19 protein-coding genes are annotated in these 20,044 nt (G+C 69.2%); 13 read left to right on the forward strand and 6 right to left on the reverse strand.

What is annotated here, in order from left to right; translation table 11 throughout:
• The first annotated feature begins 136 nt into the window (after nucleotides 1-136).
• The 6 genes from ACZ45T_RS10830 (at nucleotide 137) to ACZ45T_RS10855 (ending at nucleotide 6,020) form a co-directional block, all read left to right on the forward strand.
• Nucleotides 137-1,612 (forward strand): DUF6056 family protein, encoded by a 1,476-nt coding sequence (locus ACZ45T_RS10830; RefSeq protein ID WP_468439630.1) that lies wholly within the window; start codon nucleotides 137-139, stop codon nucleotides 1,610-1,612.
• Nucleotides 1,613-1,822: 210 nt separating this feature from the next.
• Complete coding sequence (locus ACZ45T_RS10835) at nucleotides 1,823-3,022, forward strand: S8 family peptidase (protein WP_468439632.1); 1,200 nt, start codon at nucleotides 1,823-1,825, stop codon at nucleotides 3,020-3,022.
• Nucleotides 3,023-3,322: 300 nt separating this feature from the next.
• Entirely contained in the window at nucleotides 3,323-3,685 is a 363-nt protein-coding gene (locus tag ACZ45T_RS10840) for a transglycosylase family protein (protein WP_468439634.1), read from the forward strand.
• A 498-nt stretch (nucleotides 3,686-4,183) separates the two neighbouring features.
• On the forward strand, nucleotides 4,184-4,645 hold the full coding sequence (locus tag ACZ45T_RS10845) for a DUF6325 family protein (RefSeq protein ID WP_468439636.1): 462 nt from the start codon (nucleotides 4,184-4,186) through the stop codon (nucleotides 4,643-4,645).
• A gap of 84 nt (nucleotides 4,646-4,729) precedes the next feature.
• Entirely contained in the window at nucleotides 4,730-5,425 is a 696-nt protein-coding gene (locus tag ACZ45T_RS10850; RefSeq protein ID WP_468439637.1) for a ZIP family metal transporter, read from the forward strand.
• 169 nt (nucleotides 5,426-5,594) lie between these two features.
• Nucleotides 5,595-6,020 (forward strand): hypothetical protein, encoded by a 426-nt coding sequence (locus tag ACZ45T_RS10855; protein WP_468439639.1) that lies wholly within the window; start codon nucleotides 5,595-5,597, stop codon nucleotides 6,018-6,020.
• A 102-nt stretch (nucleotides 6,021-6,122) separates the two neighbouring features.
• Here the strand turns inward: ACZ45T_RS10855 and ACZ45T_RS10860 are convergent, their stop codons facing one another.
• Entirely contained in the window at nucleotides 6,123-7,454 is a 1,332-nt protein-coding gene (locus ACZ45T_RS10860; protein WP_468439641.1) for a chloride channel protein, read from the reverse strand.
• 139 nt (nucleotides 7,455-7,593) lie between these two features.
• On the opposite strand from ACZ45T_RS10860, the gene ACZ45T_RS10865 reads away from it, so the two are divergent.
• The gene (locus ACZ45T_RS10865) at nucleotides 7,594-7,890 is read left to right on the forward strand and encodes an SHOCT domain-containing protein (protein ID WP_468439643.1); all 297 of its coding nucleotides are present in this window, start codon (nucleotides 7,594-7,596) and stop codon (nucleotides 7,888-7,890) included.
• Nucleotides 7,891-7,911: 21 nt separating this feature from the next.
• On the opposite strand, the gene ACZ45T_RS10870 is transcribed toward ACZ45T_RS10865, so the two are convergent.
• Entirely contained in the window at nucleotides 7,912-8,421 is a 510-nt protein-coding gene (locus tag ACZ45T_RS10870) for a potassium channel family protein (protein ID WP_468439645.1), read from the reverse strand.
• 240 nt (nucleotides 8,422-8,661) lie between these two features.
• A complete protein-coding gene (locus ACZ45T_RS10875; RefSeq protein WP_468439647.1) occupies nucleotides 8,662-9,339 on the reverse strand; it encodes a GAP family protein in 678 nt (225 codons plus the stop codon).
• Between the two features lie 174 nt (nucleotides 9,340-9,513).
• Between ACZ45T_RS10875 and ACZ45T_RS10880 the strand changes: the two genes are divergently transcribed.
• Nucleotides 9,514-9,903 (forward strand): SHOCT domain-containing protein, encoded by a 390-nt coding sequence (locus ACZ45T_RS10880; RefSeq protein ID WP_468439649.1) that lies wholly within the window; start codon nucleotides 9,514-9,516, stop codon nucleotides 9,901-9,903.
• Between the two features lie 66 nt (nucleotides 9,904-9,969).
• Here ACZ45T_RS10880 and ACZ45T_RS10885 read toward each other — a convergent pair whose 3' ends face one another.
• Nucleotides 9,970-11,223: a DUF2254 family protein gene (locus ACZ45T_RS10885; RefSeq protein WP_468439651.1), complete on the reverse strand. Its 1,254-nt coding sequence runs from the start codon at nucleotides 11,221-11,223 to the stop codon at nucleotides 9,970-9,972.
• Between the two features lie 140 nt (nucleotides 11,224-11,363).
• Between ACZ45T_RS10885 and ACZ45T_RS10890 the strand changes: the two genes are divergently transcribed.
• The 5 genes from ACZ45T_RS10890 to ACZ45T_RS10910 all read left to right on the forward strand — a co-directional run bounded on the left by ACZ45T_RS10890 (nucleotide 11,364) and on the right by ACZ45T_RS10910 (nucleotide 16,939).
• Nucleotides 11,364-12,209: a YhjD/YihY/BrkB family envelope integrity protein gene (locus ACZ45T_RS10890; RefSeq protein ID WP_468439653.1), complete on the forward strand. Its 846-nt coding sequence runs from the start codon at nucleotides 11,364-11,366 to the stop codon at nucleotides 12,207-12,209.
• A gap of 260 nt (nucleotides 12,210-12,469) precedes the next feature.
• Nucleotides 12,470-13,687, forward strand: a complete 1,218-nt coding sequence (locus tag ACZ45T_RS10895; RefSeq protein ID WP_468440034.1) for a hypothetical protein — start codon at nucleotides 12,470-12,472, stop codon at nucleotides 13,685-13,687.
• Between the two features lie 46 nt (nucleotides 13,688-13,733).
• A complete protein-coding gene (locus ACZ45T_RS10900; protein ID WP_468439655.1) occupies nucleotides 13,734-14,567 on the forward strand; it encodes a class II glutamine amidotransferase in 834 nt (277 codons plus the stop codon).
• 50 nt (nucleotides 14,568-14,617) lie between these two features.
• A complete protein-coding gene (locus ACZ45T_RS10905; RefSeq protein WP_468439657.1) occupies nucleotides 14,618-15,031 on the forward strand; it encodes an SHOCT domain-containing protein in 414 nt (137 codons plus the stop codon).
• A 33-nt stretch (nucleotides 15,032-15,064) separates the two neighbouring features.
• Nucleotides 15,065-16,939, forward strand: coding sequence for a glycoside hydrolase family 15 protein (locus tag ACZ45T_RS10910; RefSeq protein ID WP_468439659.1), 1,875 nt, complete (start codon nucleotides 15,065-15,067; stop codon nucleotides 16,937-16,939).
• Between the two features lie 7 nt (nucleotides 16,940-16,946).
• Here ACZ45T_RS10910 and ACZ45T_RS10915 read toward each other — a convergent pair whose 3' ends face one another.
• A complete protein-coding gene (locus ACZ45T_RS10915; protein ID WP_468439661.1) occupies nucleotides 16,947-18,653 on the reverse strand; it encodes a thiamine pyrophosphate-binding protein in 1,707 nt (568 codons plus the stop codon).
• A 10-nt stretch (nucleotides 18,654-18,663) separates the two neighbouring features.
• The gene (locus ACZ45T_RS10920; protein ID WP_468439663.1) at nucleotides 18,664-20,043 is read right to left on the reverse strand and encodes a hypothetical protein; all 1,380 of its coding nucleotides are present in this window, start codon (nucleotides 20,041-20,043) and stop codon (nucleotides 18,664-18,666) included.
• Nucleotide 20,044 lies beyond the last annotated feature (1 nt).

Here is a 20,044-nt window from a genome sequence, read left to right on the forward strand (position 1 = left end):
CGGAAGCCGCCACGGCGCCACCGCCGCTCGGGTGAGCCGGGTGGCGTGTCTGCGATGCCGGTGGCGGAGGAGCCTGCACAATCGGCGGGCATATCAGCCGTTCATCAGATCGGATCTGGCGGTAAAGGGTGGCCGAATGAGACCTGCTTTCGTCCACAGGCTTCTGCCGGGGATGGGCGGGCTCCTGGTGGCGGCTGCCGGTGGCCTGATCGCCGTCGGGTGCTTCCTCGGGCTCTACGTGCGACCCACGTCCGATGACTGGTGCGCCGCCTGGAAATCCCGTGATCTGGGAGTCTTCGGCATCACGTCCGACTTCTACACGACCCAGAACGGCAGGATCGCCAATGCCTTCCTGAGCGGTGTCATCTACGGCGACGGCCTAGCCGGACCCAAGATCCTGCCCACGGTCATCGCCGTCACCTTCACCGTCGGCCTGGTCCTGCTGGGGTGCGAGTTCATCCGGCTTCGCGGCGGAAAGCCACGGGTGCTGCTCCTGACCTCCTGCGCCCTCGTCATCCAGGCAGTGCTCTACTACGCCGGTACGCGCAGCTACCAAGTGCTGCTCTGGGCCCCCGCGACGATTTCGCACACCCTGCCCAGCGTCATCGGACTGTGGGCGCTCCTGCTGGGCATCCGCACCGCCCGCCATCCCGGCGCCGCCGTGCGCAGAGGCGGCCTCGCCTCGGCGCTCCTCGTCGGATGCGCACTCGGCACCCTGAGCGAGCCGTTCGCGCTCGTCAGCGGTCTGCTCGCGGCCGGAGCCGGGCTGTTGGCCCTGCCCCGCCTCAAACTGGCCCGGAACTGGTATCCGTTCACCTGGTGCCTGCTCTGGTGCTCCGGCCTCGTCTGCGGCCTGATCGTGCTCTACACGTCCCCCGGCGCCCGGTGGCGACGCGCGCAGCAGCCCGACAAGGAGTCCCTGCTGTCGGCGAGGGAACTCAGGGGCACCTACGAGGGCTGGCTGCACATGTGGGACTCCGTCACCAGTCAGTGGGCCTACCTCGGAGCCGCCGCCGTCGGCGTCCTCCTGGGCCTGGGGCTGAGCCTTCGTACCGCCGCGCCCCGCGAGCGGGAGCCGCGACGGGCCGCCCCGCGGAACATGCTGATCGGCATGGTGCTGCTCCCGGTACCCGTGGTGGTGCTGGGGTCCTTCGCGGTGATGCTGGGCCTGCGCAGCGGCTACGGCGCGACCGGGTGGACGTACGCCCGTACCTGGACGAGCTTTCTCGTACTGATGGAACTGGCGCTGTGCGTGTACGGCGCCCTGCTCGGACAGTGGGGCGGCCGGCTCCTGGCACGCCGCCGGAACACCGGCGTGGTCCTGTCGGCCGCCATCGTGGCGGCGGCCGGCCTGGCGCTGGCCTCGGTGGCCGTGCTCGTCCCGGGCGTCCGGCAGCTCACGACGGTCACGGTCACCCGTGCGGTGGCGTGGGACGCCCAGAACTCCCGCATCCGCGCCGAGGCCGCGCACGGCGCCGCGGACGTGGGCTACAAGCCCTTGTACATCGGAGCTCTGGCCGAGCCCTTCTTCACCTCCGCCTACGAGCGGGACTGGGCCGCCGCCTGCGTGTCGAAGTGGTACGGCGTCGACCGGATCCACCGTCTTCGATGAGCCCGAGGCGTTCGAGCGGGAACGTGCCCATTGCGTAAGGGAGTTCGACGGAACATGTGTGCGAGATGGGGGTGACGTGGAGGACCTTTTAAGAAACCTTGTTGAATAAGTCCTTACCCCGGGTTCGCTCTTGATTTGCTCCTGTCAATCGGAACAGGGTTCTTCAGAACGTTTGACGCCCCACACGTCAAGACGAGGAGAACCCTCTACATGGCAACTCACAAGCGATCCAACGGTCTTCGCGCCGCGGCCATAGCAACGGGCGCCGCAACAGCGGCCGCTGCGGCCCTGTTCGCGAGCCCCCTCGCGGGGGCGGCCACACCGGCCGAAGGGACCGTGCACGGACTCGGCGCCCCCGGCGCCGTGGACGGCAGCTTCGTCGTCATCCTCGACGCATCCGCGAACAAGGAGGATCTGGCAAAGAAGTACGGCGGCAAGCTGGAGCGTTCCTACGGCTCCCAGGTCAACGGCTTCTCCGCATCCGGTCTTACGGAGAAGGAGGCCAAGCGGCTCGCGGCGGACCCCGCAGTGGGCACGGTCGCGCAGAACAAGCGCTTCAGCATCAACGAGACGCAGGAGAAGCCTCCGTCCTGGGGCCTGGACCGGATCGACCAGGCCGGCACGGCTCCCGACCAGAAGTACACGTACCCCGACAACGGCGGCGAGGGGGTGACCGCGTACGTCATCGACACCGGCGTCAGGGTCTCGCACAAGGACTTCGGCGGGCGGGCCGGTCACGGTTTCGACGCGATCGACAACGACGACACCGCTGACGACGGCAACGGCCACGGCACGCACGTGGCGGGCACCATTGCCGGCACCTCCCACGGCGTCGCCAAGAAGGCCAAGGTCGTCGCGGTGCGAGTGCTGGACGACAACGGATCCGGCACCACCGAACAGGTCGTGGCGGGCATCGACTGGGTGACGAAGAACCACTCCGGGCCGTCGGTCGCCAACATGAGCCTGGGCGGCGGCGCCGACGAGGCGCTGGACGCGGCCGTCAAGCGCGCCATCGCCTCCGGTGTGTCCTTCGCCGTGGCGGCGGGCAACGAGTCCTCCGATGCCGGCCAGGGCTCGCCCTCCCGGGTGCCCGAGGCCCTCACGGTCGCGTCCAGCACGAAGGAGGACCAGCAGTCGGACTTCTCGAACTTCGGCTCGGTGGTGGACGTGTACGCGCCCGGCTCGGACATCACGTCGGCCTGGAACGACAGCGACACCGGCGTCAAGACGATCTCCGGGACGTCGATGGCGTCCCCCCACGTCGCGGGCGCCGCTGCTCTCTACCTGGCGGCCAACCCGAAGGCGACACCTGCCGACACGGCCGCCGCGCTGACCGGGGCCGCGACGGCGGGTGCCATCAAGAACCCGTCCTCCGGCACCGCGAACAAGCTGCTGAAGGTAGCGCCGTAACGGCGCAGCGCCGCATGTCGGCGTAGGCCCGGGCGGGCACGGCAACGCCGTTCCCGCCCGGCCGCCCCACCGGGAGCGGCCCTCCGCACAGCGGAGGGCCGCTCTGCCGGCGTATTGCGCCGTGCGGGGGCGGAGAGAGGCCGTAGAGCGTCCGTTCGGGTGGCTTCATCCCTTCGCCGACGGCAAGTGCCGCTGGAAGCACGTCGGTCCGTGCTGTGCTGTGGCCACGGCCGGAAGACGGCCGTACGCGGGCCCGCCCGCTGTTCGTGGCAGGTCCGCCCCAACAGCGAAGGAGGACTGATGTCGCGCAACCGGAAGGACCGGCGAAGCCGGCGCCTGATCGGCCAACTGCTGGCCTCTGTAGTGTTGTTGACCGTGACTCTGTTGGACGTCTCCGGTGCCCACGCCGCTGCGGTCCACTCCAAACCCCACCCCGACTGGGACGCCATCGCCCGCTGTGAATCCGGCGGGAACTGGCGGGCGAACACCGGCAACGGTCATTACGGCGGGCTTCAGTTCACCAGGTCGAGCTGGAACGCCGCAGGAGGCCGCAAGTACGCACCGCGCGCCGACCTCGCCACGAAGGCGGAGCAGATCGCGACGGCGAGGAGACTCGCCAAGATCCAGGGCATGGGAGCCTGGACCTGCGCACGCCGCCGCTGAAACAGACCCCTCCAACAGGGAAGCGGGGCCGCCTCGTCGGAGCGGCCCCGACCGGACGCGCCGACGGTCGGCAGGTGTTTCGGAGAGCCGGGCGTGGCCGTCTGCTGGGATCAGGCGCCGACGTGAAGGTAGGCCGCCCAGCGCGATTCGCGGGCGTCGTCGGCTCCTGGCGAGGTAGGTGGGTCGCCGCCGGTGCGGCCACTGCCAAGGGGCGGCCCACCGGACCCGTTCGGTGCCGCTGCTCGGCTCGGCTGCCGCAGTCGCGGTGTACCGGGCGGTCATGCGGTTCGTCGCACAGTGTGACGTGCCGGACCCCCGACCTGCGTGCTACGGACACGCAACTCACCGGCTGATTCGGCGCGCGCCTCGTGCGAAGGTGCGGGGCCGCACGGCGGATGCTGCAATGAGAGCGGTGTCCGGCCGCTGGTGGATTCGCCGTCTGCGGAAGTCAATTGCCGCAGACGATTGCGGTCCGCCGCGCCCACGCAAGGAGTGCTCATGAGCGACGACCTCGAAGACATGGGCCCCGTCGACTACCTGGTCGTCGAGTTCCCCGGAAACCGGATGACGGGCGAGGCATTCCCCCTGCTGATCGACCTGGTGGACAAAGGCCTCATCCGCATCCTCGACCTTCGCTTCGTACGGAAGGACGTCAACGGTAGCGTCACCGCCCTGGAGCTCACGGGACTCGACGACGCAGACTCGATGGGATTGTCCGTCTTCGAAGGTGTCTCCTCCGAACTGCTCGACCAGGACGACCTCGACGAAGCCGGCAACGCCCTCCAGCCCGGCAACGCAGCCGCGATCCTGGTGTACGAGAACCGGTGGGCCGCCCCCTTCGCCCGAGCCCTGCGCCGCAGTGGTGCGCAGATGGTGGCAAGCGGCCGGATCCCCGTGCAGGCCATCCTGGCCTCCCTCGACGCGGAGGAAGCCGCAGCCGGCGGTCAGCCGCCGCAGTGAGTCGGCCCCGCGGCCCCATCACGCCGTCAGAGCGGCCGGGGCACCCTGACGACGGCCTCGCCGTACGAATGGTCGAAGGTGGTCATGGACGTACTGGTCGCAGCGCTGTGGGGAGCGGCGGGCGCCGTCTCTCTGGTCATCGGAGCCTGGGTGGCAGTCCATCGCAGGCCGCCCGAGCGTCAGGTCGGCCTGGTGATGGGCTTCGGATCGGGTGCGCTGATCGCCGCGGTGGCCTACGAACTGGTCCCCCCCGGCAACGATCCCAGCCTGTGGATCTTCATCGCGCTGGCCGGGGGAGCTCTGCTCTTCTTCTTCGTCGACCGGGCTGCGTCGGCCTCTTCCAAGGGGTCGGCCGACCGGTCGATCGTCATCGGGGCACTGCTCGACGGAATTCCGGAATCGATCGTCCTGGGCATGGGAGTTGCGACGGGCGGGCACGTCAGCGTCGCTTTCCTGGCCGCCGTCTTCATCTCCAACATGCCTGAGAGCCTCGGTGCGACCTCAGGCATGATCGCCTCCGGACGAACACCCCGCCAGGCCTACCGGACGTGGTGGTCCCTGGTCGCAGTGGCCGCAGCAAGCGCCGTGGTCGGATACGGGATTCTGCAGCTGCTGCCGGAGGCCGACGGGCGCTACGCGAAGGGGTTCGCTGCCGGATCGGTACTGGCCATGCTCGCCACCTCGATGATTCCCGAGGCGTACAAGCGCGGTGGCAAACCGACCGGCCTGCTGACCGTCCTGGGCTTCGCCGTCGCCGGCGTCCTGTCCGCCTTCGAATGATCAGCCCGCCCAGCCGCCCGTACGGCAGGCCGCATCCGTACCCCACGCCACCGCCGGTAGTGGATCCGAACGGTGACCGCGCGGATGCAGGACGTACTCAGATGTGCATATTTTGTCATGTGTGCCGAAAGGTTCCGCATGTCCGCTCGTCTCGTTGAGGAAGGTCCCCATGAAGCGTTTCCCGGTGATCGGCGTGCTCTGCGTCAGCGCGGCATTCGGTCTCGCCGCGTGCTCCGACGACAGTTCGCCGTCTGAAGAGGCCACCAAGGCCGCAGCCGACCTCTGCACCGACCTGTCGGCACTCAAGGCCGACAACGCCAAGCTGAAGGCCTTGAATCCCTCCTCCGCGACCAAGGACCAGGTCAAGGACGCGTACGACGCGGTCCGCAAGGACTGGGACGGCGTCAAGGAGAACCTGGACAAGCTGAAGGACGCCGAGCGGTCCGCGGTTCAGGGAGCCGCGGACGACCTCAAGAAGGCCTACGACGACCTCCCGGGCGACACGACCGGCCAGGACACGCTCACCAAGCTGCAGCCGCAGATCCAGAAGCTGGACGAGACCTCGACGGCCGCCTCGGCCGGTCTCCAGTGCTGACGGCGCTTCCCCCGGCGGCCACCACGGGGTGATCGCCTCCGCTCGAACGGAACTACGAGGACCCGTACCGTCTGCCGGACGGAGGGTCCTCGTCGGCGTTCGCTACGCCGTGGCGGTCCCGGGAGGCAGCAGCTCGGCGACGATGAAGGCGACCACGGCCGCCAGGATCACGACGGGCATCATGGCGGAGCTGCCGAGCAGCAGGATCACGAGCACCACGCTGCTCACCGGCAGCCGCAGTGCGGTGGCCGAGGCCGCCGCCATGCCCGCCGCCATCCCGGGTACCACTCCCAGGCCCGGCAGGGGCGCGAGGAGGACACCCGCCGCGGCTCCGAGGAAGAGCGCGGGGAACAGGGGGCCGCCCCGCAGGCTGCCGAGGCAGAGCGCGTAGGCGGCGCCCTTGAACAGCAGGACGGCGAGCAGTGCGCCGACGCCCCAGGCGTGCGGGCCGGCGGCCAGTCCGGCGAGGCCTGCCTGACCGGACGAGACGACCTCGCCGGGCGAGCGGCCGGTGATCAGTGCGTAGAGGGCGGCGCAGGCGGCTGCGCCCAGGGCGCACAGGACGGTCCGTACGAGGGGCCGCGCCGTGACGTACGCGGCGATCGCCCGGGCGCCGGCCAGGACGGGGTGCAGTACGGCGGCGAGAGCCACGGCGATGACCACCGCCCAGAGCACGTCCGCCACGTCGAGGCGGGGAACCGGCACCGAAAGGTCCAGGGAGAGGTCCCCGGTCGCCAGCCCTGTCCAGCGTCCGAGGCCGGTGAAGACCAGGGCCCCGACCCCGCTGGACAGCAGAGCCGGCAGCATGACCGCGAAGAGCTGCGGCCCGCCCACGCCCGCCACCTCGATCAGCAGCACCGCGGCGATCAACGGGTTGCCGAAGATCGCGGAGATGGCCGCCGCGGCTCCGGCCGCGCCCAGGAGCACGGTGCTCTGCGGGGTCGCCGGTGCCTGCGTGAGGTCGCGGAACATCAGGGCCAGGCCGCCGCCGAGGGCGATCAGCGGGGCCTCCGGTCCCAGAACCGCGCCGAACGGCAGGCTCGCCACCGCGGCGAGCAGGACTCCGGGCACGGCGGCCGCCGAGGCGCCTCCCGTGTGCAGTCCGGACGCGGGCACGTGGCCGCCGGCCCCGGGCAGGTGCGTGACGACGAGGCCGACCACGGTTCCGGCGACGAGCAGCAGGGGAAGCGGCCACCACCAGGGCGGGGTGTCCCAGCCCATGGCCCGGGGGAGGTCCGCCCACAGCGCGTGCTCCAGTTCGTGCAGCATGACGAGGAACCAGAAGGCGGCGAGGGACACCGGGATGCCGATGAGGGCGCAGAAGGCGAGCGCCTTGAGATAGCCGGGGCTGCGGAGTATGTCCCGTAGGACGTCCGCCTCCTGCGGCTGCGTCCCGGTGACGGACGGGTCGGATCGAGGGCGCGGCTCCGTCATGGCTCACTTCCTTTCCCCTCGATGGTCCACCTGAGCGGCGGTCTGCGCCGCCGGGGGAGTGCGGTGCCCGCAGGGCGGCGTGCCCCACCCTGCGGTGCCATGCTGGAAGGGGGCTTCGGGCTGAGTGAGGAGAAGCGACATGTCCGGTCTTCTTCGAGGAATAGTGCGCACCGCGGTCGTGTCCGGTACGGCGACGGCGGTCTCGAACCGGGTCTCGCGGCGCCAGGCGGGCCGATGGGCCGAGCAGGATGCGTACGCGCCGGAACAGCAGTACGCGGCGGCGTCGGCCCCGGCTCCTCCCCCCGCCCCTGTCGCGCCGGTCGAGGACATGAGCAGCAGGATCGATCAGCTCAGGCAACTCGGCGAACTCAGGGACCAGGGAATACTGACCGAGGCGGAGTTCGCGGCGCAGAAGAGCAGAATCCTCGGCTCGTGACGGTCCGTTGACTCCAGTCGGTCATGACTCGTCCTCCGGGGGCGGGGCGGCTTCCCCTCGCCTCCGCACCCCGATCCTGACCGCGCCGAAGAGGACTTTGGCGATCACTCCCACCACGATCAGGTCGGCGATCATCTGCACGGTGGTCAGCACGCGGCAGGCCTCGGTGGCGGGGGAGATGTCCCCGAAGCCCACGGTCGCGAACACCGTCACCGTGAAGTACAGCGCGTCGGTCCGGCTCAGGGGCTCCGAGAACGACTGCGGCACCTCCTTGGCGAGCAGGAAGTACGACACGGCGAAGAGCACCAGGAACAGTGGCACGGCGGTGGCCAGTGCCTCGATGGCGCGCAACCGCGGGTACTGCGCACGGGTGATGGCGGCGATCTGCCAGGCGACCAGACCGCCGAAGAGCGCGAGGCCGAGGGTCAGCAGCACGACGGTGAAGACGTCGAACCCGCGCTCCAGGGGGGCCAGATAGAACAGGGCGGTGAGCAGGATGACCGAGGCGGTCGAGCGGAGCAGGTGACCCACCAGCACACGGCGGCGCCGTTGAGGTCGCAGCCCGCCACTCTCACCGGCCACTCTCGTCGGCCTCCGCGGAGTCGAGGGAAGCCATCAGAGCCTCCGCCCCGTCACTTCGTCGTCGCTCATGACCACTCCTCGCAGCGGACCGGGATCTTCCTGCGCATCCCCTGGCGGGCAGAGCTCTGCAGCCATTGCAGCATCCGTCGCAGCGGCCTGCATCTCCTGCGTCTCCCGCGATCTCCGGGTTCAGCGCGTGAGCTCGTAAAGACTCCGGCCCACCAGCCACAGCCCGAGGACCAGGCAGGTGACGATGATGGCCTGGTCCTTGTGCCCCGACAGCCACGCGCGCAGGTTCGTCAGCGCGAGCGCGGCCCTGTCGGGCGCGAACACCATGTACAGCTCCATGCCCAGGAGGCTGGAGGTGGCGAGTACGCAGAAGGCCAGCAGAGCCAGATACGACCCGCTGTGGGAGAGGTCCGCCTCGACGACGGTGGCCGCTCCGGCGCCGACCATGCCCCAGGGCTGCAGGAGCAGGGCGAGCCCGGCCGCCGACCATGCGGTGGCCTGGTCCATCCGGGACGTGAGCGAGCCGCCACCGGGGGATTCGGACCGAGAAGGCACCGGGGAAGCGGGGGCATTGCGGCGCCTGCGGCGCCGATGCTCGCTGTAAACGACCAGCCCGATGCCGATGGCCAGCTTTGCCGCCAGGGCGGCGTTGGACGGCGGCGACCGGGGCGGGGGCGGTTCGCCACCGGTGAGGAGGAGGACGACGGCGATCACGGCGACGAGGCAGGCGAGCCACGCGAGGATGAACGCGAGCCCCTTCCACACGCCCCTGGGCGCCGACAGCACCAGCACGAAGGCCATGATCGGCAACGGGTAGAGCGTGATGACCAGGCCGATGACGAACAGGTCAAGCAGCATGGCCGCGCACTCCGTGCCGGATTGATCGTTCGTCACGTGCCAGGGAGGCCAGGCTCATGCGTTCACCGTCGCCCGGTCCGCGGTCGGATGCAAAAGATGTGAGATCAGCTCCGCATGCGCACCGTCTGTACCGGCTGTATGAATGAAGTACCGCATGCATGATCGGAGCTGAGCATGGACGACTATCCGCTTCTCAACCTCTTCTGGACGATGCTGTGGTTGTTCCTGTGGGTCATGTGGTTCTTCCTCCTCTTCAAGGTCGTCACGGATATCTTCCGTGACCACGGCCTTGGTGGTTGGGGAAAGGCGGGATGGCTCGTATTCGTGATCGTGCTGCCCTACATCGGCGTTCTGGTCTATCTCATCGCCCGCGGCGACAGCATGGGTCAACGGGATGCGAAGCAGGTCAAGGAGCATGAGGAGGCCTTCCGTGCGTACGTCCAGAAGGCGGCCGGGACCGGGGCGGGTTCGGCGGACGAGCTGAGCAAGCTCTCCGTGCTGAAGGACAAAGGTGACATCACCCAGGAGGAATTCGACCGCGCCAAAGCCAAACTCCTGGTCTGAATCGATCGCCGCATCGACTCGACGGGCCCCGTCCCTCCCGGGCGGGGCCCGTGGTGATCCGGCTGCTCAACCGCCTTCAGCAGTGGTCCAGATGAGCGGATACCTTTCGCTCCCCGCCCGTTCGACCCACTGGAGCCGGTCCCGTACGACTCCGCGCCGGCTTTCGGGGATTCGTTCCACCAGCCGGTACAGCAGGTCGCGCGTTCTGCGGAGCACCATCGGGGAGCCGGCGGCGAAGAGGAGGTCGTCGAGAGCCGTTCGCACGTACTGCTCCCAGTCCGGCACCGGGATGGTCACCCGCAACCGGCCACCCTCGTCGGCGAAGCGGCCGATGCTCAGCTCGAGGCCGGCGAGGCGGGTCAGCAGGTCTTCGAGGCGGTCCAGGCTCTCCACCGCCGTGGCCGGGTCGTTGACGGCCGGGGAGACGGCCCGCAGCGCGATGTCGGCGAGGAGCCTGAACGGCAGGTCGGGGTCCTGGTCGAAGGTGCGCTCGACTCCGGTCACCAGAGTGCCGCGCAGAGCCGCCTCGGACAGTTCGCCGCCCGTCACCTCGGCAAGTGCCATGCCCCGTGACACGGTTGTTCCCGGGGCGACGAGGAAGGCGATCGAGCAGTCGTGCTCCTTCGCCACGCCCATCAGTGCGGGCACGTCGATCTGCTGGACCACGACCGCCGGCCCGGACCAGGGGACGGCGGTGGCGCCGGCCGCCGGATGCGGCGGGGCGGTGGCCTCGTCCGGGTCGTACGGCCGCACGTACAAGGCGTCGAACAGACGGTGCGCGCGCGTGGCGATCGCGGTCAGCGAGTGAGCGAGCTGGATCGAGTCGAACGCCCGCATCTGCAGCGTCCGCATGAGACCGAGCGCGACCAGCGAGAGCACCATGGCAGCACAGGGAACGAGTGCCGAGACGGTCGTCGTGCCGGCGCCGATGGACAGCCCCGCGGTGATGCTGAAGACGAACACACCGACGGTGAAGGCGAACGCACGCCACACGATCGGCTCGTCCCGGAAGAGGCCGAGGCGCGGCGTGAAGGTGCTGGCGGAGAACTGGACGACCAGGAACAGCATCGAATAGATGATGCTCACCAGGCTGATGACGCCGAACCCGAGGGTGAACAGGAGGGTCACCACACGTCCCGCGTCCACCTGAGGGCCCAGCGAGAGCATGGGGATCAGCAGTCCCAGCGCCAGCCCGACGACCGCACAGACGAGTTGGGACAGGTCCCTGCGCATCGCGCGCGTGGGACGGTGGAGCAGTGCGCCCCGCTCACGCCGTTCCCGGGCCCGGCGGTGCGCGGGGTCGTCAGCCGAGCCGGACATCCAGCCTCCTCCACGGTCCCGGTGAACAGCCCCCGATGCCACGAGACCAGGCGCCGAAATGCCGGATATGATCCATTCTGTCATTTCTCGTGGAAGGGTGGTCGCAGCCGTCGCGAACCGTCCCTCGTGAGGAGTCCACCGTGCCTGAACCAGAGGCCAGGCCGCGCCGGCTCGCCGTGCCCGGCTGGATGCACAGGCACACGCCGTTCCTGGGCCGGATCCTCGAGCAGCTCGCCACCGTCAACGTCCTGGACTGTGCGACCAGGCTGGCCGCCCAGGCATTTCTCGGTGCGGTGCCCGCCCTCTTCGTCATCGGCTCCCTCGCCCCCGACGGGCTTCGGGAGCAGGTGGTCTCGTCCCTCCGTACGACACTGGGGCTCCAGGGCGCCGCGCTGGACCAGGTGCGGTCGGTGTACTCCGCCACCGGCGGCACCGTCTCGGTGAGCGGGGTGGGAATCGCGGTGACGCTGCTGTCGGCGACAGCGTGGAGCCGGGCCATGCAGGTGACGTGTGAGCGGTCCTGGCACCTGCCCAAGGCCAAGGCCCGGCTCGCCGCCTGGCGGTGGCTGGCCTGGCTCACGGTCTGCCTGGGTGTGGTGCTGTTCCAGGGGTCGTTGCAGGACGCCTTCGGTGCCGGCCGGGCCGGGGGCCTCTTCCTCGCGCTGGCCGGCAACACGATGCTGTGGTGGTGGACCCAGCACCTGCTGCTCGGTGCCCGGATTCCATGGTTGCCGCTCCTGCCCGGTGCGCTGTTCGTCGCGGCCGGGGTGCAGATGCTTTCCTGGGCGTCGAGGATCTACATGCCCCATGCCGTGGAGCGCAGCCTGCGGCAGTTCGGCAGTCTCGGCTCGGTCTTCGTCCTGCTGTCCTGGCTGATCGTCTACTTCATCGTCGCTACGACCGCCATCGCCATCGGATACGTGGTGGCCCGCGAGCCGCTGCCGACGCGCTGGCTCCGTACACCCGCCAGCTCCCCGGCACGGTGACGGAGGGCGGCTCCTGCGGTGATCAGGGCCGCAACCACTGCTAGGCCGAGGCTTGGCGCCTCCCACGGTGGGAGCAACCGAACGCGCGGACCCGCGGTGCGGCGTGTCCAATGGCCGGGAACCGGTCTTTCGCCTCAGTTGTCCCCCCAGGGAGCGCTATGAGTGTGCCGCCCGAGCCGCCGCCGGACGTGTCGCCCGCACCGGCTCGGACGGGTGGACGTCGTGCCCGGGGGATCGTGACGAGTGCCGTTTCGGCCGTGATGATCACACTGACGTGCATCCTCGTACCGGTCTCGCTCCTCACGGTCTGGGTGCACGACATCGTGCTGGACACCGACCGGTACGTGTCCATGGTCACCCCGCTCGCCTCCGACCCGGCGATCGAAGCGGCCGCCGTGCGCCGCATCACCGAGGCCGCCGACGTCCGGGTCGACGGCGCCCAGGTCACGTCCGACCTGGCGGCCTGGCTCCAAGCCCGGGGACTGCCGGCCCGCGTCGGCACGGCGGTCAAGGCGCTGGGCCCGCAGCTGGACTCGGCCGCTGACGCGGCTGTCTCCAAGGTGGCGACCCGCCTCGTGGAGAGCGACCGCTTCGAGAAGGTCTGGACCACGGCCAACCGCGCTGCGCACTCCGCCGTGGTGCGGGCGCTGACCGGTGAGGGCCGTGGCGCGGTGGAGGTGGAGGGCGGCACCGTCACGCTTGACATCGGGGATGCCGTGGAGAGCGTCAAGCAGGACCTCGTGAAGGCGGGGCTCGCTCCTGCCGAGAAGATCCCCGAGGTCGACAAGCAGATGGTGCTCTTCCAGTCCGACAAGCTTGCGAAGATCAGAGGCGCGGTCCACTTCCTCGACGTCCTGGGCAACTGGCTTCCCGTGCTCACGGTGGTCCTCGGCGCCATCGGGGTGCTGCTCGCACGGCGTCGACGCCGGGCGCTGGTGACCACCATGCTGTGCGCGGCCGCCGCTTGCCTGATCCTCGCCATCGGCCTGGCCGTCGCCCGCCGCTACTACCTCGACCACCTTCCGGAGCAGGTCCAGTCGCCCGCGGCCGCAGCGGCGATCTTCGACACGCTCGTGCGGTTCCTGAGGGTCAGCATCCGCACCGCGATCGTCCTCGGGGTCGTGGTGGCCCTCGGCGCCTACCTCTCCGGTTCCGGCCGACTGCCCCGCGGTGTGCGCGGTACGGCGGAGCGTGCGGCCGACTCCGCAGCGGGCTGGGGCGCCGCCCGCGGAGTGCACACCGGTCGGGTCGGTACGTGGGTGCAGGCCCGCCGACGCTGGGTCACCACCGGCGTGCTGCTCGTCCTCGCCCTCGTGTTCGCCCTGTGGAACCACCCCACGGTGCTCACGGTGCTGCTCCTGGCCCTCATCCTGCTCGCCGTGCTCGCCGTACTGGCGCTGCTGGCTGCCGGCGGCCGGGCAGGTGCGGGGACGGACCGCCGCCTGCGTGGCGATCATCCGGGAGGGCCGCGAGAATGAAGGGGTCGTTGAACCAGGTAGCAGTTGGGAACACAGGTGATCGCACATGTGTCGATGGCTCGCCTACTCGGGGACACCCATGTTGCTCGACACCATCCTGTACAAACCCGCCCATTCGCTGATCGACCAGAGCCTGCATTCCAAGCTGGGTGTCGAGACGACGAACGGCGACGGTTTCGGCGTCGGCTGGTACACGGAGGACAATGACTCTCCTGCGCTCCTCAGGGACGTCGGTCCCGCCTGGAACAACCGCAACCTGCGGGAGATGGCGGATCATGTCCGCTCCTCGTTGTTCTTCGCCCACATCCGGGCGTCGACCGGGACGGCGGTGCAGCAGTCGAACTGTCACCCGTTCCGTCACGGCCGTTGGATGTTCATGCACAACGGAGCCATCGCCGGTTTCCACCTCATGCGCCGCGACCTCACCCTGCTCGTCGATCCAGCTCTGTACGCCGACATCGAGGGGACCACGGACTCCGAGGTGATGTTCTACCTGGCCCTCACCTTCGGCCTGGACCAGGACCCGCCGACCGCCGTCGCCAGGATGGCGGGAGTGGTGGAGCGCGCCGGCCGCGACCACGGCGTGGAATTCCCCCTCCAGATGACGCTCGCCATCACCGACGGCCAGCGCGTATGGGCCTTCCGGTACTCCAGCCGGCACGCTTCCCGGTCGCTGTTCTACAGCAGCCGGGTGGACGCGCTGCGCAGACTCCACCCCGACGTCGCGTTCCTCCAGGACATCTCCGAGGAGACCCGCCTCATCGTGTCCGAACCCCTCGGCGACCTGCCCGGTGCGTGGAACGAGGTACCGGAAGGCAGCTACGGAGTCGTACAGCCCGGGGCGGACGAGCTCTACCCCTTCACGCCGGAACCGGCATGACGCGGTGACCGAGGTAGCCAAGCCCCGTCCCAACAGGCAGGAGACCGGCCATGAACGGCGCGACGCTCGATCTGGCAGTGGACTACCCGCTGCTGAACATGTTCTGGACCATGATGCTCTGCTTCTTCTGGGTGCTGTGGTTCATGCTGCTCTTCCGCGTCATCGGCGACATCTTCCGAGACGACGACATGAACGGCTGGGGAAAGGCAGGATGGACCGTCTTCGTCATCGTGCTGCCCTACCTGGGCGTACTCGTCTACCTGATCGCCCGCGGGCGCGGGATGGGCGAACGCGAGCTGAAGAGGGCTCGGCAACAGGAGCAGGCGTTCCGCTCCTACGTACGCGAGAGTGCCGGACCCACGAGCGCCGCCGAGGAGCTGTCCCGGCTCGCCGAGCTCAAGAACCGCGGCGACATCACGGCAGCCGAGTACGAGCAGGCCAAGGCCAAGGTTCTGACGTCCTGACGTCCTGAGGCCCGGCGGAGCCGTGGAGGGTTGATGCGTCCTTACCCGCCCATCGCCGAGCACGGACTGATCGGCGATCTGCAGACCTGTGCGCTCGTCTCTTCCGAGGGGGTGCTCAACTGGTTCTGCTCGCCGCGCTTCGACTCGCCCAGTATCTTCGCGGGCCTGCTCGACCACGTCCGTGGTGGATACTTCGGCATCTGCGCGGACGCACCCGCCGTCCTCGACGGGGAGGGACCGGCGCGCGAGGCCGACGTGGTCACCCGCCAGCTCTACCTGGCCGACACCGCCATTCTCATCACCCGCTTCCTGACCCCCGAGGGCGTCGGTGAGGTCGTCGACTTCATGCCCGTCCCCGAGCAGCAGACGGCCACCGACCGGCACCAAGTGGTGCGGTACATACGCGTGGTACGGGGGACCGTGCGCTTCACTGTGGAGTGCCGTCCCCGCTTCGACTACGGCCGGGCGCCGCACGAGCTGGTCCTGGACGGTTCCACCGCGCGGTTCGACGGGCCGGGGATGAGCGCGCATCTGCAGGCCGTCGACACCGTTCACCTGGAGGCCGACGGCCAGGACGTGCGCGCGACGATCACCCTGGACGCGGGCGAGAGCGCGGCCGTCCTGCTGACGGTCTGCGATGCGGGCAGCCAGACTCCGCCGCCCCTCAACACGGCTGACCCGGTACGGCAGTTCATGGACGTGCGCCGTTTCTGGCACAACTGGATCGGCCGCTGTAGTTACCGCGGCCGCTGGCAGCAGATGGTCAACCGCTCGGCCATCACCCTCAAGCTCCTCACCTACGCGCCCACCGGCGGGCCCGTCGCCGCGGCCACCATGGGGCTGCCCGAGCAGGAGGGCGGTGAACGCAACTGGGACTACCGCTACACCTGGGTCCGCGACGCCTCCCTCTCGGTACGCGCCATGCGCGACCTCGGTTTCACCGACGAGGCCGACGGCTTCCGCCGCTGGTTGCAGCAGCGGCTGCAGGCCGGCGGCGCCCCCAACGGCGAACCCCTGCAGATCATGTACCGCGTCGACGGCGACCCGTACCTGACCGAAGAGGTCCTCGACCACCTGGAGGGGTGGCGTGGCTCATCCCCCGTGCGCGCGGGCAACGGCGCCGCCGGCCAACTGCAACTGGACATCTACGGGGAAGCCGTCTACGCCCTCGCCCAGGCCGGCCAGACCAACGACGTCGTCGGCTACGACGCCTGGAAACGCTCCGCGGGCGTGCTCGACTGGCTGTCCGACAACTGGGACCGCCCCGACGAAGGCATCTGGGAGACTCGCGGCGGCCAGAAGGACTTCACGTTCAGCCGCCTCATGTGCTGGGTCGCCTTCGACCGCGGCATCCGCCAAGCCGTGGCCAACGCCCGCCCGGCGGACCTGAACCGCTGGACCGCCACACGCGACGCCATCATCGAACAGATCATGACCCGCGGGTGGAGCCCGGAACGGCAGGCGTTCGTCCAGCAGTACGGCAGCACCGTCCTGGACGCCTCCCTGCTGATGATGCCGCTCGTCGGCTTCATCGCCCCCAAGGATCCGCGCTGGCTCTCCACCCTCGACGCCATGGACGCCGAACTCGTCTCCGACAGCCTCGTCTACCGCTACGACCCCGAGGCTTCACCCGACGGCCTTCAGGGCACCGAAGGCACGTTCTCCTTGTGCAGCTTCCTCTACGTGTACGCGCTCGCGAGGGCGGGACGGCTCGAACAGGCCCGCTACGCCTTCGACAAGATGCTGACGTACGCCAACCACGTCGGGCTGTTCGCCGAGGAGATCGGCCCCACGGGCGAACAACTCGGCAACTTCCCCCAGGCCTTCACCCACCTCGCCCTCATCACCGCCGCCCTCGCGCTCGACACCGAACTCGACCAGGACCGGCTTCGCGGCCCCGGTGCTTGATCTGCCGTCAGTCCCGGAAGCGTGCCTCGATGGTCTCCACGAGACCGTCGATCACGCCGTCGGGCGACGGGCTGTAGTGCGGCACGGCCCATCGCGTGATCTTGGCGTCGATGAGGGTGGGCCGGCCGGAGGCCAGAGCCGCGCGGAACGCATCCTCGAATTCCTCGATCGTCTCCACCCGGTAGCCGTCCGCACCGCATGCACGGGCGTACGAAGCGAAGTCCGGGTTCTGGAACTCGACCAGGGCGGACTCGGCGTACGTGACGATCTGGAAGAGTTTGATCAGCTTGAATTCCCCGTCGTTGAAGATGACCCAGATGACGGGGATCTCGTGCTCGACGGCGGTCATCAGCTCGAAACCGGACAGCGAGTAGCACCCGTCGCCGCAGCCGACGACAACGGTCCGGTCCGGGTGGGCGACCTTCAGACCGATGGCTCCGTTGACGTGTCCGGCCATCGGCCCGAAGGAGCCGGCCTTGCGGAAGTTCTGCCCCTCTTCGAGCTCCACGTAGTACCCGAGCCACGCCAGGTGGGCGCCCGCGTCCGCGAGCAGGACACCCCGGGGCGGCAGCATGCGCCCGATCGACTGCGCGAGTTCTCCGGGGTGGATCTTTCCCGTCAGGTGGATGATCTTCCGGGCCTCGTAGTCCCGGCCGTCCACCTCGACCGCCGGTACGTCGCCGACCATCCGCTCCAGCGCGTCGGCCAGGGCAGCCACCGCCGGACGCGCGTCGGACAAGAGGGCGTGGTCGGGCCGGTACGCCTTGCCGAACTCGCCCTCGGAGATGTTCACATGGATCAGCAGCTTGTTCTCGAACAGGTCCTCGCGGTAGTTGAAGGTGGCGTGCTGATTGAGGGAATTGCCGATGCACAGCACGACATCGGCCTGGCGGAAGGCCTTCCACGCACTGGAGTGGCCGCTGTCGGCGAAGACCCCGACCGCGAGCGGGTGTCCCTCGGACACGATGCCCTTGCCGTCCAGGGTGGTGAGCAGTGGGATCTGGAACCGCTCGATCAGCCGCTCGATCTCCGGTCCCGCCCCGCTCCGCACCGCGCCGAAACCGACGAGCGCCACGATCCGCTTCCCCCGTGCCAGGGCGTCCGCCAGGACGGCCGCGATCTCCGCCACCCGTGCCGGGTCCGGCAGGACCGGCTTCACGTCGAGCTTCAGCGGCCGGAAGTTCGTGACCTCGACGCCGCGGTGGGTCAGGTCCTCGGGCACGTGGATGTGCACGGGCCCGGGCCTTCCCTCGAACGCGAGGTTGACCGCTTCCTCGAGGACGTCGCACGTGTCGGCGACGTCGGTGAGCAGGAAGGACTTCTTGGTCGTGGCCGCGAACATGGCCTGGGAGTCGGGCGTCCGGTTCAACCCCGAGGTCTCGTTGAGCGAGCCCCATCCGCGCCATTCCCTGCTCGCGTACCCCGATACGGCCAGGACCGGATAGGAGTCGGACATGGCCACGGCCAGCCCCGAGAACAGATTGAACGCGCCCGGTCCGGCCGTCGCGAAGCAGAAGCCCAGCCGGTTGGTGTACATGGCGTACCCGCAGGCCATGAAGGACGCGGCCTGCTCGTGTCGCGTGATGATCGGCCTGATCTGTCGCGAATGCTTCAGCGCCAACATCAGGCCCGCCGCGTTCTCCCCGGCCCCGCCGAAGGCCGCTCGTACCCCGATGCCTTCCAGCCCCTTGACGATGGCCTCGTAGACTCTCATCGGGTCTCCCTCATCCGTCCCAGCGCGAGGCGTGCCGACGGTGGGTTTCGGTCAGGCCGCCCTGGAAGAACCGGTCGTAGTACTCGGCTTCGACGTGGTGCGCCTGCAGCCAGATGCCCGGCACGTGGATGGCGTCGGTGTGTGCCGGAAACCGCCCGTGGGTCTCGTGGATGTACACGCAGATGTCCCGCGCGCATTCGATCACTTGCCGGTCGTACTCACTGGCCTCGGCGAGGTACCGCTGCGCGTAGTCGTCCTTGTAGATGCGGGTGAACAGATCCTTGTCCGCGTAGATGCCGTTCTCCCCGAACTTCGAGCGGATGACGGAGTCGACGGCGTCGCCCATCGACGGGTAGTTGGGCGGGCAGGCGCCCTTGATGAGGTGTTCACCGCCGGCCCGCAGCCCCACCGGGTGGGAGCGCAGCTGGGCGTACTTCGGCAACGGCACCTGCCAGCGCAGGATGTCGGCAGGGCGGAACTTCGGGGTGACGAAGTCGAAGCCCAGCATGCGGCCGTAGGTGCGCGAGAACTTCGGGTCGCCCAGCATGATCTGGGGGCTGATCGTCGCGTGGATCCAGGCACCGAGTCCCATGGCGTCCGCGACCAGCATCATGTTCTGCAGCAGCAGGTCGGCTTCGACCTGGGTGCGCATCGGCCCCAGCGAACCGAGCGGCAGCTTGATGGCGGGGTTGAGGAAGCCGCTCTTCACCCACTTCCGCACCCCGGCCGGGCGGTAGAAGTTGCGGTCGTCGACGACCGTGGGCCGGGCTCCCTCGGGCTGGGTGAGCAGGTACATCAGCGCGTTGATGTACTGATGGGAGAGGTCGACCACCGGCAGGAAGAGCGTGGTGCCCGGGAGATTGGACAGGAACCGGTTGGAGTCGAGGTACGCGGGGAAGTCGCGCATCCCCTCGGCGACGTCCAGGCGGCGGTCCAGTACCCGCACCTTCGACTGGCGTGCACGCTCGATCAGGGTGTCGGGATCGAAGGCGTGGTCCGGGGAAGGCGGCAGCTTCCGCAGGTAGTACGTGCCACTGTCGTTGATCATGAAGAAGTGGGTGGCCTGCGCATTGTCGGGGCTGCCCGCGGTCCGCCCCGTCATGTTCAGGTTCGGCTTGGCCATGATGGGTTGGTGATCGCGCGGGTCCTCGAAGGGCCGGTCGGGCATGGTGAGTCCCGAGGCGCCGGTCAGCGCGATGAGCACCGCCTCCTCGAGCTCGCCCAGCGGCTCCGGCCGGTGCGCGGATCGATGGCTCATCGACCCGGCCGGCACGGAAGCGCCCTTGCTGACGCGGTGGGTGCGCCGCTTGAAGACCGTCTCCCACAGCGGACGGGAAAGAAGGTCTTCCAGGCCGGGGTGGCCTGCGCCTGCTTGGTCGGGTGCGGACATG

Source organism: Streptomyces sp. NPDC030995, assembly GCF_055571215.1.